Annotated in this window: 14 protein-coding genes and 1 tRNA gene; 8 read left to right on the top strand and 7 right to left on the bottom strand. The window is 61.9% G+C overall.

The annotated features are described in order from the left end of the window. Positions 1-57: 57 nt before the first annotated feature. Genes R4P64_RS28365 through R4P64_RS28345 form a run of 5 tightly spaced genes read left to right on the top strand, consistent with a single transcriptional unit; the run spans position 58 to position 5,495 of the window. The gene (locus R4P64_RS28365; RefSeq protein WP_033236066.1) at positions 58-1,575 is read left to right on the top strand and encodes a CoA-acylating methylmalonate-semialdehyde dehydrogenase; all 1,518 of its coding nucleotides are present in this window, start codon (positions 58-60) and stop codon (positions 1,573-1,575) included. A 14-nt stretch (positions 1,576-1,589) separates the two neighbouring features. Continuing rightward, positions 1,590-2,747 (top strand): isobutyryl-CoA dehydrogenase, encoded by a 1,158-nt coding sequence (locus tag R4P64_RS28360; RefSeq protein ID WP_033236067.1) that lies wholly within the window; start codon positions 1,590-1,592, stop codon positions 2,745-2,747. Beyond that, positions 2,744-3,802: an enoyl-CoA hydratase/isomerase family protein gene (locus tag R4P64_RS28355; protein ID WP_033236068.1), complete on the top strand. Its 1,059-nt coding sequence runs from the start codon at positions 2,744-2,746 to the stop codon at positions 3,800-3,802. Before R4P64_RS28360 ends, R4P64_RS28355 begins: the two co-directional genes overlap by 4 nt. 23 nt (positions 3,803-3,825) lie before the next feature. After that, positions 3,826-4,722: a 3-hydroxyisobutyrate dehydrogenase gene (gene mmsB, locus R4P64_RS28350; RefSeq protein WP_033236069.1), complete on the top strand. Its 897-nt coding sequence runs from the start codon at positions 3,826-3,828 to the stop codon at positions 4,720-4,722. Then, positions 4,719-5,495, top strand: a complete 777-nt coding sequence (locus R4P64_RS28345; protein WP_033236070.1) for an enoyl-CoA hydratase — start codon at positions 4,719-4,721, stop codon at positions 5,493-5,495. Before mmsB ends, R4P64_RS28345 begins: the two co-directional genes overlap by 4 nt. Before the next feature lie 67 nt (positions 5,496-5,562). On the opposite strand, the gene R4P64_RS28340 is transcribed toward R4P64_RS28345, so the two are convergent. Further along, entirely contained in the window at positions 5,563-6,075 is a 513-nt protein-coding gene (locus tag R4P64_RS28340) for a MarR family winged helix-turn-helix transcriptional regulator (RefSeq protein WP_033236071.1), read from the bottom strand. An 85-nt stretch (positions 6,076-6,160) separates the two neighbouring features. Between R4P64_RS28340 and mraY the strand changes: the two genes are divergently transcribed. Continuing rightward, a complete protein-coding gene (mraY, locus tag R4P64_RS28335; RefSeq protein WP_033236072.1) occupies positions 6,161-7,237 on the top strand; it encodes a phospho-N-acetylmuramoyl-pentapeptide-transferase in 1,077 nt (358 codons plus the stop codon). Here the strand turns inward: mraY and R4P64_RS28330 are convergent. Both R4P64_RS28330 and R4P64_RS28325 read right to left on the bottom strand, forming a co-directional pair. Beyond that, a complete protein-coding gene (locus R4P64_RS28330; RefSeq protein ID WP_317823584.1) occupies positions 7,234-8,445 on the bottom strand; it encodes a multidrug effflux MFS transporter in 1,212 nt (403 codons plus the stop codon). The genes mraY and R4P64_RS28330 overlap by 4 nt on opposite strands. Before the next feature lie 75 nt (positions 8,446-8,520). Further along, a complete protein-coding gene (locus R4P64_RS28325) occupies positions 8,521-9,774 on the bottom strand; it encodes a hypothetical protein (RefSeq protein ID WP_317823502.1) in 1,254 nt (417 codons plus the stop codon). Positions 9,775-10,042: 268 nt separating this feature from the next. Between R4P64_RS28325 and R4P64_RS28320 the strand changes: the two genes are divergently transcribed. Together R4P64_RS28320 and R4P64_RS28315 are read left to right on the top strand one after the other, a co-directional pair. After that, positions 10,043-10,113: transfer RNA gene (locus tag R4P64_RS28320), tRNA-Cys, on the top strand. Between the two features lie 575 nt (positions 10,114-10,688). Continuing rightward, a complete protein-coding gene (locus tag R4P64_RS28315; RefSeq protein WP_317823501.1) occupies positions 10,689-11,528 on the top strand; it encodes an alpha/beta fold hydrolase in 840 nt (279 codons plus the stop codon). 3 nt (positions 11,529-11,531) lie between these two features. Here the strand turns inward: R4P64_RS28315 and R4P64_RS28310 are convergent, their stop codons facing one another. From R4P64_RS28310 to R4P64_RS28295, 4 genes are all read right to left on the bottom strand, one after another. Further along, entirely contained in the window at positions 11,532-12,908 is a 1,377-nt protein-coding gene (locus tag R4P64_RS28310) for an alpha/beta hydrolase domain-containing protein (RefSeq protein WP_317823499.1), read from the bottom strand. 108 nt (positions 12,909-13,016) lie between these two features. Next, positions 13,017-14,156 (bottom strand): sulfotransferase family protein, encoded by a 1,140-nt coding sequence (locus R4P64_RS28305; protein WP_033236076.1) that lies wholly within the window; start codon positions 14,154-14,156, stop codon positions 13,017-13,019. 7 nt (positions 14,157-14,163) lie between these two features. After that, complete coding sequence (locus tag R4P64_RS28300) at positions 14,164-14,946, bottom strand: SDR family oxidoreductase (RefSeq protein ID WP_033236077.1); 783 nt, start codon at positions 14,944-14,946, stop codon at positions 14,164-14,166. A 3-nt stretch (positions 14,947-14,949) separates the two neighbouring features. Next, positions 14,950-16,116: a hypothetical protein gene (locus tag R4P64_RS28295; protein ID WP_317823496.1), complete on the bottom strand. Its 1,167-nt coding sequence runs from the start codon at positions 16,114-16,116 to the stop codon at positions 14,950-14,952. Positions 16,117-16,158 lie beyond the last annotated feature (42 nt).

Here is a 16,158-nt window from a genome sequence, read left to right as displayed (position 1 = left end):
ACATACTCGGCGCTGCTTCTCGGGCAGTCCACAACGAGCAAGGAACGGGTTAGCACAATGGTTGACAATGCGGCAGTTCAAGAGTTGACGCACTTCGTCGGTGGCAAGCGGGTTCCCGGAGCTTCCGATCGATTTGCAGACGTCTTCGATCCCAACACCGGTAAGGTTCAGGCGCGCGTCCCGCTCGCAAGCAAGGCCGAAACCGAAGCCATCATCGCCAATGCAGAAGAGGCGCAGAAGGTCTGGGCTGCTTTCAACCCGCAGAAGCGCGCCCGCGTGCTCATGAAATTCCTCCAGCTCGCTCAGGCTGAGATGGATTCCCTCGCTCGCCTCCTCTCGTCCGAGCACGGCAAGACCGTCGCCGACGCCAAGGGTGACATCCAGCGTGGCCTCGAGGTTATCGAATTTGCCGTCGGTGCTCCGCACCTGCTCAAGGGCGAATTCACCGAGAGCGCAGGCACGGGTATCGACGTGTACTCGATGCGTCAGCCGCTGGGCGTCGTTGCCGGCATCACGCCCTTCAACTTCCCCGCGATGATCCCGCTGTGGAAGGCCGGCCCGGCCCTCGCCGCAGGTAACGCCTTCATTCTCAAGCCGTCCGAGCGTGACCCCTCCGTGCCGCTGCGCCTGGCCGAGCTGTTCCTCGAAGCCGGACTGCCTGCTGGCGTGTTCAACGTGGTCAACGGTGACAAGGAAGTTGTCGACGTCCTGCTCACCGACGACCGCATCAAGGCTGTCGGTTTTGTCGGCTCCACGCCGATCGCCCAGTACATCTACGAGACCGCCGCAGCTCACGGCAAGCGTGCACAGTGCTTCGGTGGCGCCAAGAACCACGCGATCGTCATGCCCGACGCCGACCTCGACGAGGTTGCCGACGCCCTGATCGGTGCAGGCTACGGCAGCGCCGGTGAGCGTTGCATGGCCATCTCCGTTGCCGTTCCCGTCGGCGAAGAGACGGCAGATGCGCTGGTTGCCAAGCTGAAGGAACGCGTCGCGAAGCTGAAGATCGGTCGCAGTGACGACGAAGGTGTGGACTTCGGTCCCCTCGTCTGCCAGGACGCCCTCGACCGCGTCAACAACTACGTGCAGATCGGCATCGACGAGGGCGCAACGGCAGTCGTCGACGGCCGCGGCTTCACCCTCGAAGGCCACGAAGGCGGATTCTTCGCCGGCGCAACCCTGTTCGACAACGTTACGTCGGATATGCGCATCTACAAGGAAGAGATCTTCGGACCCGTACTTCAGGTTGTTCGCGCTGCCGATTACGAAGAGGCACTGCGTCTTCCGACGGAACACGAGTACGGCAACGGCGTTTCCATCTTCACCCGTGACGGCGACACCGCGCGTGACTTCACGGCCCGCGTCAACGTCGGCATGGTCGGCGTCAACGTGCCGATCCCGGTCCCGATCGCGTACCACACCTTCGGTGGCTGGAAGCGCTCCGGCTTCGGTGACCTGAACCAGCACGGTCCCGACTCCTTCCGCTTCTACACCAAGACCAAGACGGTGACGCAGCGTTGGCCTTCCGGCAAGAAGGAAGAGACCAATCACTTCGTCATCCCCACGATGAACTGATCGGACTACCTTCCATGTTTACTCTGACCGATGACGAGCGGGCGATTCGTGACACTGCCCGCGACTTCGCGGCCGAGCATCTGGCACCGAATGCGGTGGAGTGGGATCAGACCAAGCATTTCCCGGTGGACGTTCTCCGCAAGGCGGCGTCCCTGGGGATGGGCGGGATCTACATTCGCGAGGATGTCGGTGGCAGTGAACTGACCCGCGTCGACGCCGCTCGGATCTTCGAGGAGCTCGCCAAGGGAGATCCGTCGATCGCCGCGTACATCTCCATCCACAACATGGTCACGTGGATGATCGACCAGTTCGGCAACGACGAACAGCGCCACAAGTGGGTACCCGGACTCTGCTCGATGGATCAGTTGGGCAGTTACTGCCTGACCGAACCCGGTGCAGGTTCCGACGCGGCCGGCTTGAGCACCAAGGCTGTTCGCGACGGCGACGACTACATCCTCAACGGTGTCAAGCAGTTCATCTCCGGCGCAGGGACTTCCGATGTCTACGTCGTGATGGCCCGAACCGGATCTGCTGGTGCCAAGGGAATCACGGCGTTCATCGTGCCGAAGGATTCGCCTGGCCTGTCCTTCGGTGCCAACGAGATCAAGATGGGCTGGAACGCACAGCCCACTCGTCAGGTGATCATGGAGGACGTGCGCGTTCCCGCCGCCAACATGCTCGGCGAAGAAGGCAGCGGATTCCGCATCGCGATGAAGGGCCTCAACGGCGGTCGCCTCAACATCGCGGCGTGCTCGGTGGGCGGCGCACAGGCGGCGTTCGACAAAGCCGTCGGATATCTGGTGGACCGCAAGGCTTTCGGTTCGGCGTTGATCGAATCGCAGGCTCTGCAGTTCCAGCTCGCCGATATGCGGACCGACCTGGAAGCTGCGCGAACCCTGCTGTGGCGCGCTGCCGCAGCTCTCGACGAGGGCGCACCCGATGTCGTGGAACTGTGCGCGATGGCGAAGCGCTTCGCGACCGACAACGGTTTCGACGTGGCCAACCGGGCGCTACAGCTTCACGGCGGGTACGGCTATCTTGCTGAGTACGGGATCGAGAAGATCGTTCGCGATCTTCGCGTTCACCAGATCCTCGAAGGCAGCAACGAGATCATGCGTGTGGTCATCGCTCGCAGTGTGATCGCAGGGCAGGGAAAGCAGGGAGCAGCATGACCGAAGAGAACGAAGTTCTGATCGAGAAGCGCGACGGGCTGGGACTCATCACCCTCAACCGTCCCAAGGCGATCAACGCGCTCAATCACTCGATGGTGACGGCGATGGCCGCGGCACTCGAGGCCTGGAAGTCCGACGACGAGGTCAAGGCCGTTGTCCTGACCGGTGCAGGCGAACGTGGCCTGTGCGCGGGCGGCGACATCGTCTCGATCTACCACGACGCCAAGGACGGCAAGACCGGTTCGCTCGACTTCTGGCGCGACGAGTACATCCTCAACGCCGAGATCTCGAACTACCCGAAGCCGTACATTGCAATCATGGACGGCATCGTCATGGGCGGCGGCGTCGGAGTGTCCGCGCACGGCGACGTCCGCATCGTGACCGAGCGTTCCATGATCGGAATGCCCGAGACCGGAATCGGATTCATCCCCGACGTCGGCGGAACGTACCTGCTCTCGCGCGCTCCCGGAGAGCTGGGAACACACATCGCGCTCACCACGGCACGCTTGAGTGCCGGCGACGCCATCGCGACAGGATTCGCGGATCACTTCATCCCGTCCGAGAACATCGAGACGTTCATCGAGGCGATCGCATCGTCGACGGTAGAACAGGCCGTTGCTCAATTTGCCGAGCCCGCACCGGTTTCGGAACTACTGGCACAGCAGAGTTGGATCGACGCCGCGTACTCGGCAGACAATGTCGTCGCGATTGTCGAGCGACTGCGCGCCAGTGGAATTCCCGAAGCGGAGAAGGCCGCCGAGCAGATTCTCGGTAAGTCGCCGATCGCGCTGGCCGTCACGTTGCGTTCACTTCGTCACGCCAAGGGTGCCGACAGTCTCGAAGACGTTCTGAACGAGGAGTTCCGGGTGTCGACGGCGTCACTGAGTTCGCACGACCTCGTCGAGGGCATCCGCGCACAGGTGGTCGAGAAGGACCGCAACCCGCAGTGGCTGCCCGCGACCCTCGCGGACGTCACCGAAGCCGCCGTGGACGCGTATTTTGCGCCCCTCGGCGAGCAGGAACTCGGCCTCACCCCTCAACCGCAAGGCAACTGATCACCGCCGAAGGAGCATCACTAATGAGCACCATTGGATTTATCGGACTCGGACACATGGGTGGACCGATGGCGGCCAATCTCGTCAAGGCCGGACATACGGTAGTCGGGTTCGACCTGGCGCCGGCAGCCCTCGAGCAGGCGGTCAAAGACGGTGCATCGGTAGCGGATTCGGCTGTCGATGCGGTGCGCGACGCAGACGTCGTCATCACGATGCTGCCGAGCGGTAAGCACGTTCTGGGGCTGTACGACGATCTGCTGCCCGTCGCTAAGCCGGGCACACTGTTCATCGACTGTTCGACGATCGACGTCGCCGATGCCCGCGAAGCACACGAGCGGGCAGAGGCCGCCGGACACCGTAGCGTCGACGCCCCGGTCTCCGGTGGTGTTGTCGGCGCAACCGCCGGAACCCTCGCATTCATGGTCGGCGGATCCGAAGAGGACTTCCAGGCCGCGTCTCCGTTGCTGGACGTGATGGGCCGCAAGGTCGTTCACTGCGGCGACGCCGGTGTCGGTCAGGCCGCGAAGATCTGCAACAACATGATCCTCGGTGTTTCGATGATCGCGATCAGCGAAGCATTCGTGCTGGGTGAGAAGCTCGGACTGAGCAACCAGGCACTCTTCGACGTCGCGTCCAACGCATCGGGACAGTGCTGGGCGCTCACGTCCAACTGCCCGGTACCAGGACCGGTGCCTACCAGCCCGGCCAACAATGACTACCAGCCGGGTTTTGCGGTCGCGTTGATGGACAAGGATCTCGGTCTGGCAGCAAATGCCCTGCGTACCAATGGTGTTGACGCCGAACTCGGTCTCAAGGCTGCTGAGCTCTACAGCCAGTACCATGCCGCGGGTGCCGGTGGTCAGGACTTCTCTGCCATCATCAACGACATCCGAGACCGTTCGACCGAAGGACAGCAGTGACCGACTTCAATACCATCATTCTCGAGCGTAAGGGCCGCGTCGGCGTCATCACGCTCAACCGTCCCAAGGCGCTCAACGCACTCAACTCCGAGCTGATGAACGAGGTTGTTGCCGCGGTAACCGACCTCGAAGCGGACAACAACATCGGTGCCATTCTGATCACCGGTTCCGAGCGCGCATTTGCCGCCGGCGCCGACATCAAGGAAATGCAGTCCAAGACGTACATGGACGCGTACGTCGAGGATTTCTTCACCCCGTGGGATCGAGTTGCCGCAGCTCGCAAGCCGCTGATCGCCGCAGTTGCCGGATACGCACTCGGTGGCGGTTGCGAACTCGCGATGCTCTGCGACTTCATCATCGCCGCGGATAACGCCAAGTTCGGCCAGCCCGAGATCAAGCTCGGAGTTATCCCCGGAATCGGTGGCTCACAGCGTCTTACCCGCGCGGTGGGCAAGGCCAAGGCCATGGAAATGTGCCTCACCGGACGCAACATGGACGCCGAAGAAGCCGAGCGCGCCGGCCTGGTGTCTCGCATCGTCCCGGCGGCAGATCTGCTCGACGACGCACTGAAGACGGCAACCACGATTGCCGAGATGTCCCTGCCGATCGCGATGATGGCCAAGGAAGCGGTCAACCGCTCCTTCGAGTCTTCCCTCGCCGAGGGCGTCCGCTTCGAGCGTCGGGTCTTCCACTCGACCTTCGCTACCGAAGATCAGAAGGAAGGCATGGCCGCATTCGTCGAGAAGCGGTCAGCTGAGTTCAAGCACCGCTGACAAGTCCCCACGATCCTGAAGGATTCTGCTCGCTCAGCGAGTGAAATCCTTCAGGATCGTTGTGGTTTCACCCCTCGAAATCGCCAGCGGTCTTCCGCAATTCAGTGAGGATTGTCACTAATTGCGTGAGCTTGTCCGGTTCCAAGCCTGGGTTCGCAAAGACCTTGGCATTCAGCAGTTCCGTAGCCTCGAGCGCCAGTGCTCGGCCGGAATCCGAAATCTCGATGAGTGTTGTACGACGATCGCTGGGGTGGGGGACACGTCGTACCAATTGCGCTTTCTCGAGGCGATCGACCGCATTCGTGACGCTGGTGGGGTGAACCTGCAAGCGTGCGCTGGCCTTCGTCATGGGCAGTGCGCCCGACCTCGTAAAGGTGAGCAGTGTCAACAACTCGTAGCGAGCGAACGTCAACCCGAGCGGTTTGAGCACTTCCTCGACTCGCGCCATCATGATCTGCTGCGCCCGCATCACCGACGTGACAGCGGCCATCCCGTCGGCAACGTCACTCCAACCGTGCTCGGTCCATTGCCGATGTGCCTCTTCGATGGGGTCGATGGGAAGCGGCGAAAGGGGAGGCATACGTTCGATCATCCCATGCCTGCCAGAGCCTGAGCGCCTTGTCTGATTATGTGTCGCGGGCCGTCACATCTGTAGAGTCCTCCGAGTGATTTCAATCCTCGTCGCGGGTGGCGTCTCGTTGTTCGTCGCTCTGTTCTTGACGCCCTTCCTTATCCGGGTGTTGTCCAAACAGGGGCTCGGGCATGAGATCCGCATCGACGGTCCGCAGAGCCATCAGGGTAAGCGCGGTACGCCGTCCATGGGCGGCATCGCGATTATCGCGGGCATGTGGGCCGGGTACCTGGCTGCCCATGCCATCGGTTTCGGTTCGCGCCTGCCCAGATTGTCCGCGTCGGGATGGTTGGTGCTGGCGCTGGCAACATCGTTGGGCGTGGTCGGCTTCCTCGACGACTTCATCAAGATCCGCAAGAAACGCAACCTCGGATTGAACAAGACGGCGAAGACCGTCGGACAGTTGGCGAGCGCCATCATTTTCGGTGTGCTGTTTCTGCAGTTCTCCAACAGCAAGGGCGTAACGCCCGGCAGTCAATATCTCTCCCACGTTCGAGATATCTCGGTGTTCTCGATGGGAACCATCGGGTTCCTGATCTTCTTCTGCGTGCTTGTCTTTGCGTGGTCCAACGCCGTCAACTTCACCGACGGTCTCGACGGCCTCGCAGCCGGGTCGATGGGCATGATCCTGGGCACCTACGTTGTCATCGCAGGATGGCAGTACCGGAACTCCTGCGTCCTCGATCCTGTTGCCGGGTGCTACGACGTTCGCGACCCACTCGACCTTGCGATAGTTGCCGCAGCGGCGGGTGGGGCGTGCCTCGGGTTCCTGTGGTGGAACGCGGCGCCGGCTCAGATCTTCATGGGCGACACCGGTTCGTTGGCACTCGGCGGTTTGGTTGTCGGTCTTTCGGTCACCACACACACCGAACTACTGATGGTCATCATCGGCGCCCTGTTCGTGGCCGAGATCCTGTCGGTGATCATCCAGGTGCTGGTGTTCCGATCGTCCGGCCGACGCGTATTCAAGATGGCCCCGATACATCATCACTTCGAGTTACTCGGTTGGCCCGAGACAGTGGTGATCGCTCGCTTCTGGATTTTCGTGGCCATTTCCTGCGTGATCGGACTGGCGACCTTCTACAGCGAGTGGTTTGCGGCTGCCGGCTAGACCTGAGCCGTGCGGCTTGTCGCCACTAGAGCGATCAATCCCACGGAAACACAGGCCGTCATCGTGACGGCGAGCGCAGTACTGGTATTTCCGAGCAGTCCGACAGCCGGGGCGATGGCAGCGCCCACACCGAACTGGAACGCGCCCAGCATCGCGGCAGCCGTTCCGGCTGCTTCTCCGTGGCGGGAGAGTGCCAGTGCCGGGGCATTCGGTAGAACAAATCCCACCGCGCCGAGCATGACCCACAGCGCGATCACAAATCCGATCAGGCCGCCAAGGTCGAGCGCCGCGACCACGATGACCAAGACTCCAGAGGCAACTGCAGTGACAAGCGCCGACCGGGTGATCTGCTGCGGCGTCCAACGATCCAGCAGACGGACGTTGACCTGTGACGCGCCGATCAGTGCAATGGCGCCGGCGCTGAACAGCAGTGCAAACTCCTGCTGATTGAGGCCGTACTGGTCCTGATAGACAAACGAGGCACCGGAAACGTACGCGAACAGAGACGCCATACCGACGCTGGAGACCAGCGTCAGGACCATGAAGGTGCGATCACGGAGAAGCGATCCGTACATCTGGAGAACTGATCGCACGCCGCTGGCGCGCCGCTTCTCGCGGGGCAGAGTCTCCGGAATCCCGAAGGCGCCGATCATGGCCGTGCCGACACCGATCAATGCAAGGACGACAAAGATCCCGCGCCAATCGAGCGCGACCAACAGTGCGCCGCCGATGCTGGGGGCCAGAATCGGTGCGACGCCGAGAACAAGCATCAGCCGACTCATGACGACGGCGACAGTATTGCCGCTGTACAGATCGCGCACGATCGCCATCGTGACCACAGCGGCAGCAGCGGCGCCCATTCCCTGGAACACCCTTAGGATGCCGAGAACAGCAATCGTGGGCGCAAATACGGCCAGCAACGACGCGACGATGTGCACGCCGATGCCGGCGAGCAATGGTTTCTTGCGGCCGAGAGTGTCCGAGAGCGGGCCGACGAGCAATTGCCCGAGGGCCAGGCCGATCAACGTTCCCGTGATCGTGAGCTGGACCGTCGACGACGAGGCGCCGAGGTCGTCGGCGATATCCGGCAACGCCGGTAGATACATGTCGATGGTGAAGGGGCCGAGCGCCGTCATGGATCCGAGAGCAAGGATCTTTCCGATGCTCGGCTTGCGTTCGACCGTTGTCGGCGAAGCAGCGGGATCCACGGGTGGTGCGGTGGCGGTCTTCTCGGCAGTCACGAAGCAAGTCAGCAACAGGACGGTCCGATTTGTTCCCGTCGGTCAGGGAAGTGTTCGGAAGGACCCCGACCCGACGATCTCGTCATCGGCTTCCACGGTGTAGTTGTACGTCGTATCCGGGGCGAGACTGGAGACGATGCTCAGCGTCCGCAGACCGGTACGCGTTGTGTAGTTGTACACGTAGAACGGGCCTTGGGTGGCTGTGACCCGGAACGTAGTCCGACTGGTTCCGGCAGGAATAGTGACGACTAGATTTGCGCCGATCCTCGTCGGAGTCAGTGTGTAGTTCCACACCGCCGGTGGTGGCGTTGTCGTAGTCGTAGCGACCGGCGTTGTTGTAGTCGTGACCGGCGCCGTTGTCGTGGTGATCGGGGGAGGGCTGGTTGTTGTTGTCGTCGGCTGGGTCGCAGTCGGCTCAGGGGTAGCGGCGACCGTGGTTGTGGGAACCTGATTGTTCGGGGCGTGATCGTCCAGGTGACGCGCGAGAACCGTGCCGAATGTGCCGGAGAGGTTGTGGCCGAGGCCGGCGGGAGACTCGAGATCCGTCGTAAAGCCCTGTGTCGAATACCAAGCCGACCCCTTCTGGGCGTCGAGCACGGCGTTGTAACCGTCGCTGACGTTAGTGCCGTTGTCGGCGGCCCCGGTGTACCAATGCATGGGAAGGTCGGCGATCAGGCCGCCGGCAAAGGGCTGCGCCGAGACGCGTGGCACGCCGCCGCCGCCGAAGACCACAGTGCCGCCGCCGTCGATCTTGCTCGAGTACTTCGGTAGGAAGAATTGAGTGATGAACTGGGAGCCCCCGCTGTAGCCGACGAGCCAGATGTCCTCGGTGTCGATGTTGTAGCCCGTTTCGAGAGTGTCGAGCAGGTTCGCGACAAAGTCTGCGTTTGCGCTCCCGTTTTCCCACCACGTAATTTCGCCGGCAGAGTCCGGGGTGCGCACGGGGACGGTGATGTAACCCCGTGAGCGGGCTTGTGCCACGATGCCCGACGGGCCGCCGAGGCTGTACGACGAGGTGGGGTTCGCGAATTCGTACGCCCCGTCTCCGTGGAACTGCAGCACCAATCCGGCGGCATGGTCCTGGGGAATGCCCGCGGCGTACACGTGGTATTTCGACGAAAGACCGTTCGACGCGGTGAACGGCTGGAAGGTCCGGTCCGAATACGCCATGCCGGTGCCGTTGGTGCTCTCGGCCGAGGCGATAGGTGGTGCAACGACGATCGCAACGAGACCTGTCAATGTGGCCAGCGCAGCTGCGGCCAGGGCAGTCGCGGCCGTAAGTCGTGCTCGGGGCATCGGTGCTGCCTTTCGTCTCGGGGGCATGGCGTAACTTGCGTCACTCCAGCCCCGAGTGAACCATGCCTGTTCTGGTACGGCACAGTCGGTATTTCCCAAGCGAGTACCCCTCTTTCGGCGGCCAGTAACCCAGCAAAGAGGGGGCTAAGCCCCCGTGCGCCTTTCTGGTAGTGCCCGCTACCGGAAAGGCACACAGGGGCGTAGCCCGAATCACGCTGATCAAAACTGTGGTTCGGCGGCGGCATCGAGGGCATAGTTACTTCATGACGCGGGTGTGGCCGAGTGGCTAGGCACCGGCCTGCAAAGCCGTTCACGTGGGTTCGAATCCCGCCATCCGCTCGAATGACAAGCGGGGCCGACAAAAGTCGGCCCCGCTTGTTTCTCGCCGACCATCTGGCGAGTGTTCTGCAACGATCAGCTGTTCACCGGAATAAGCTTCAAGGCCTTCTGGATCGCTGCAAGGACGTCGATGACTGTGCTGAGCGTGCTGATGGAACCCACGAATGTCCTCCGAGTGTTGAAGTGCTCGGCGTTGTGCCGTGCAGGAGAAAGTTAGCAAGCCTGACGGCTTTTTGGGCGGTTTGCCGCTTTCGGAAGAATGAAATCTGGGTCAACATACAAAAACTGGCCGGACTCCCCGAAGGCCGGCCAGTTTTTTGTGAAGCGTGGTGATCAGCTGAAGGCGGACACCGCGGTGAAGAAGGCGATGGCAGCGGCACCGAGCTTGAAAACCTTGGTGATGTCATCGAGGGTGACGCCTTCGGGCAATACGTCTTCAACAGACTGCATGTCGTAAGTCCTTACGTTTGTGGGAACTGTGGTCCAGTACCGCTGCAAGCAAGATACCTAACGTCACGCTTCCGTGGACGGTGGACTGGGTCACAAATGCAACGAATTGCACTTAAAGTCGTGTTATGACGCGCCCGGTGCCGAGATTACGAAGGTACACACGCTCTGGATTGTCGTTTGACGTCCGCGACGAAGGCCCACTCGACGGGCCGGTAGTTGTCCTACTTCACGGATTTCCGCAGGATTCGACGTCCTGGGATGGGCTGGTGCCGTTGCTCCATGCCCGGGGCTATCGGACGCTCGCGCCGGATCAACGTGGATATTCGCCGGAGGCCCGGCCGAGCGCTCGGAGTGCGTATCGCCGCAGCGAGCTTGCCGCCGACACTGTTGCCCTGATCGACGCAGCCGGCGCCGCCCCGGTGCACCTGGTCGGCCACGACTGGGGAGCCGCCGTGGCTTGGCAGGTCGCGGCCGAGCGCCCGGACTTGATCCGCACCTTGACGGCGTTGTCGGTTCCGCATCCTGCGGCGTTTGTCCGAGCATTGCTGACCAGCAGTCAAGCCCTGCGATCCTGGTACATGCTTGCCTTCCAGTTGCCGATACTTCCGGAATGGATACTGCGCCGAACCGCTGACACAATCCTGGTCAGGAGCGGGCAGAGCCTCGAGTGCGCCCGCCGTGATCGGGACGCGATGGCCATGCCGGGACGTCTACGCGGTGGCCTGAATTGGTACCGTGCATTGGCGTTCAGCAGTCCGACCGCGGGTTCCGGGCGCGTCAGCGTGCCGACCCTGCACATCTGGAGCGACGGCGACATCGTGCTCGGGAGAAAGGGAGCCGAGCTCACGACGCGATACGTGGACGGCCCGTACCGATTCGAAGTTCTTCGCGGCGTGAGCCACTGGATACCCGACGAGGCACCGCAGCAACTGGACCGGTTGCTCGCAGAGCACCTGCAGAAGTGACCGCTAGCGGCCGACGTCGGATCCCTGAGCGTCGGCGATCAGAATCGCAGCGTCCTCGGGGAGCAGGAAACCGCTGTCGACGGCACGCTGAGCTGCGTCGGAGAAGGCGGTGACGTACACGTCGTGGCTTGGGTAGAGCTCAGTGAGTGTCGACGCGTCGAAGGCGACGGTTGCGCCGTTATGCGGCACATGGGTCAGTTCGCCCGTCAACGTGGCAATCGGGACGTCGAGTTGAGGAGTGCGCACGCCGCCGGTCGCGTTGCCGTGCCGGTCTCGCAGCACCGCATTGTCGGCAGTATCGATGACGGGTGCTGAGGTGGGTGCCGCACCGCCCGCAGCCCACTGACGCAGCCCGCGCAAAGCGGCGTTGGCGACGTAGCGCTGCGGTCCGTCGTTGACGATCGGGAACAGGGCTGCCAGATCCCTGATGTCGGAGAACTGCCGAACATACTGTGGATGAAGGATTTTCAGAGAATAGGCGTCGGAGTGCGCTGTGCCGGCTATTTCCCAGGTTCGGATCATGTCGGTGTCGGGCTGACGGGCCGCGACAAAACTGGTGGGTCCTGGTCCACCGCACAGTTCGAAAAGCTCGGTCTCGGTGATCAACTGGAAAACCGGAACGTCGAGATCCGCGCGCACGCGGGCAGGTGCTGGATCCATGAGCATCATGCCGTCGCCGAGCGGAGCTCCGATACCGCCACGCGCGTGAATGATCATGCCGTCGAAGACTCGAGCATGAGAATGAACGGCGTTGACGTAGGTCAGCATGCGGAAACCTGACTGTGACTGCCCGGCTGCGAGCAGTTGTGTCGGAACCAGGCCGCCAAGCGGATCGACATCGCCGGGCGCACGTAGGGCAGCGCCGACCTGAGAAAAGATGTCGTAGGAGTAATGGTCACCGGGGTGATCAAGTGCGCCGTAACGCTCGGGATCCCAGGTGAGAAGGCCCACGACCCCGTCGCCGAGGCCGCTGCCTCCGGTGCTGGTGATTCCGGCAGCCTGCGCGGAAACACCCACCCACGCATACCCTCTCGTGATCTCCTCGTTCATGTGTCCGAAGTCGACATCGATATCGGTGTTGCCACTGACATTGAGCCACTCGACAACCACGGTTCCGTTGAACCGACTGGGGTCGGTAGGTGTGCGTACAAGAATCCGGGTGGTAAACCGTGCGGTGGGTCCTTCCGTTACCGACCACTGACCGTCGGACGCCCAGTCCTCTGCGGCGACGTACGACACGGCATCGCCGCTGACAAGAAACTCTCGTTCGACGTACCCTGCCGCCGCGATATCCAACGATGTCGACGTACCGGGGAACCCGTGGGATCCGCCGCCGATCGGTCCGGAAACAAGTGCAGATCGGTTGAGATGCAGAGTCATCGCGAGCGGGCCCTCCGGTTTTCGGCTACAACCGACGAGTTCGGTTCTCGCGGATGATCACACAGTGGAGGGCCCGTCGCCGAGGCTTTTCCCGATGAGCGGGACGCGTCAGCGCGCCCCGAATCGCTCCTCGACTTGCTCGGCATTCAGGCCGAACTCCTCCAGGGTGTACTTGTGTGCAGGTTTGCGTGCACCGGAACGACTTTCGTCATGCATTGCCTCCATCGACTGTTGTGCGGTGGAGGTCAACGGAAGGTCGAAGTGGGTGTAGATGTTCTCGACGGTGGCGAGTGGATCGGCAACAAAATCCTGGTAGTCGACGTCGATGAATTGGGCGGGATTGTGGTGGGCCCGTGCCGCGTCGAATTGTTCGAGCCCTCGGGCCCATAATTCGAGCTGGCTCTCGCCGATAACCTTGTCGGTGAACGTGTTCGACCACCCCTCGGTGGCTTGCGCAGCGAGGCTGCAGACCGACGGAATGATTGTCGTGGGGGAGCGGTGGGTCTGGACGATCAAGGCGTCCGGGTACACAGCCATCAGTTCGTCGAGTGCAAACAGGTGACTGGGGTTCTTGAGCACCCATCGACGATCCTGATCCGGGAGTCCGATCAGCTGCAAGTTCTTCTTGTGGCGCGCATAGGCATTGGACCATTCCTGGCCCTTCAGCCAATTCGAGTACGTGGGTAGGTTGGCAAGGCACTCGTACGAGACGGACTTGAAGGTCTGCCGGAGCAGTTGCCAGCATTCTTCGACTTCGCTGGCGGACATGTAGTGCACACCCATGAACTCGGGGTGTTCGACGTGGTGTTGGCCGAACGTCTCCTCGATCTTGGCGAACACCGGGTTCGATGCCCACGTATCGCGTGGTGGACGCGGCTGCGGGAACTCCGTCAGCCACATTTCGAGACCCTGATGCGCGGGGTCGACCGTCAAGAGTCGGTGCAGCGCGGTGGTTCCGGTGCGGGGCAAACCGGTGACAAAAATCGGGCGTTCGATCTTGACCTCGGCGTGCTCCGGATGCTGCTTCCACGCAGATTCACTGAGGAGGCGGGCAACAAGTGCACCGCGGAGGAAAACGCGAGAGATTTTGCTGCCGAACGGAGTCAGGTCCTCGTCGCGGTCGTACGACTCGAGGAGAACCGACAGAGCTTCGGTGTAATCGTCGACGCCGAAATCGGTGAGCCCCGTCATCTTGGTTGCGGATGCATGAAGATCTTCGACGGTTCCGACGTGTGTGCGCTCAGCCATGATGCTCCTAGTGATGGAATTCGCCGCAGTTGACGTCGATACATTGACCGGTGATGGCGCTGGCCATCGGCGACGCGAGGAAGATTGCCGCGTCGGCAACCTCGTCGGTGGTGGGGAGGCGCTTCAAATCGGTGTTGGCCGCAGTGTGCTCGTAGATCTGCTCGACGGTCATACCGAACTTCTCGGCTTGATGGGCGAAGTAACCTTTGAGGGTGTCACCCCAGATGTATCCGGGTGCAATCGAATTGACGCGGATACCCTGTGGGCCGAGTTCGGTAGCCAACGACTGAGACATCGCGAGCAGTGCCGACTTTGCCATCTTGTAGCTGCCGTACCGCTCTTGAGAGTGTCGCAGAACCATCGAGTTGATGTTCACTACCGAGCCCGTCGACTCCGCCAGCGGTGCTGTGAAGAGTTGCGTCAGTCGAAGTGCGCCGAGAACGGTGAGTTCGATGCTGTCGCGGATGTGCTGATAGTCGGTGCGCGCCAACGGCTTCATCGACGGCACGGAAAAGGCGTTGTTGATCAGCGTGTCGACTTTGCCGTAGGCGGAGAGGGATTCGGCCACCAGGTTTTCGGCGGACGCCTGATCGGTGATGTCGGTGGCGACGGTGACAGCGCGTCCACCCGCGTCGACTATCTCCTTGGCAACGTCGTCCAATCGTGACTGTGTGCGCGCTGCGAGAACAAGATTCGCGCCCGCCGAGGCGCAGCGTAGTGCCAGAGCACGGCCCAGTGCCGGGCCGACTCCGGAAATGACAACTACTCGGTCCTTCAGTAATTCGGTCATCTGTTACCCCAGCATTCGGTTGTCGATGGCGGCCTGGCGCTGAGCGATTCGCTCTGCCCATTCATCGGTAGTGATGGCGTTGGTGTCGAAATGTGGTAGGTGTTTCGGAATATCTTCAACGGCAACGATTTCGACGGTGGGACCGTCCTCGGGTGTCAGTTCACGCGAGACTCGCTGCCAGCGGAACTGCAGGATCCCGCGCGGGTGGCCGACAGTTTCGACCCAGTTGGTGACGCCGGGATTCTTCTCGCTCACCACCATTCGGATCTTGCCGTCCGGGTCTACCTGAGCCTGGCCGTTGTTGAGTGACGTTTGGTGATTGATGTAGTCGAGCGAGATGTACCACAGGCTGCCGAGTTGGAAGCCCTGATACGGCGCATCCGAGGCCGGAACGGTGATGATCATGGCCTGATCGTCGGTGAGTTCGTAGTGCCCCACCGAGGAGTACTGCGTGGCAAGACCACCCGGGGTCAGGCGAGGTTCGGTCATCGTGTTGACCGGGAGCTTCAGGTAGAACCACTCCGGGAATTGAATCCACGTCTTGACCCGCGTGACCAGTGCTTTTCCGGCCCGCGCAAAACGCTTTTCGGTTTCCTCGGCGGTGAGCGGCGCGGGCGCCGTGCCGATCGAATCCGTCCGCTCGATCCGGATGACTCCGCGATCCTGGCTCCAGTCGCTGTACACCTCTCGTGCGACGAGCTGTGACGATCCCGGTGCAAGTGTGTAGTAATTGGCGCGGCCATCGGCAGGCCCGGGGCCGAACCATACGACAAAACTGCCGTCGTCGGCGATCTCGAGCTCGCGGTCGTCGAACGCTATCTCGCTACCGGGCACGTTCGAGTTGGTGTAGTTGCCGCTCAGGACCTGGAAGCTGAGATCGGCTGTGGTGCCGCGCTTTCCTGTGACCTTGTATTCCTGATCGTCGTTGATGCGGGCGCCGAAGTACATCGTGTCGGGGTTGTCGAGCCCCATTTTCGTGAAGGGTCCGGTTCCTTGGATGAAACTGGGGTGGGTTTTCTCGGCGGCCCAAGCTGCGTGCATTGTCGCGATGACTCCACCTGCCAGGTACTGGTAGCCCTCGAGCAGGTCTTGTTCGGATCTGATGTGCGGGGCCGTCTCGATGAGTTTTTCGGCCTCGGCGATGGCCTGGGCAAACGGGTCCGTCAGCACGCTGGCTCCTCACAGTTCCGGCAGTCTTGCCGGCCCAGAGCG

The organism is Rhodococcus sp. IEGM 1366, assembly GCF_033142425.1.
In the GTDB taxonomy this organism is placed as follows: Bacteria; Actinomycetota; Actinomycetes; order Mycobacteriales; family Mycobacteriaceae; genus Rhodococcus_F; species Rhodococcus_F globerula.
The sequence above is the reverse complement of the archived record's forward strand: the minus strand, read 5'-3'. Positions and strand labels throughout refer to the sequence as shown.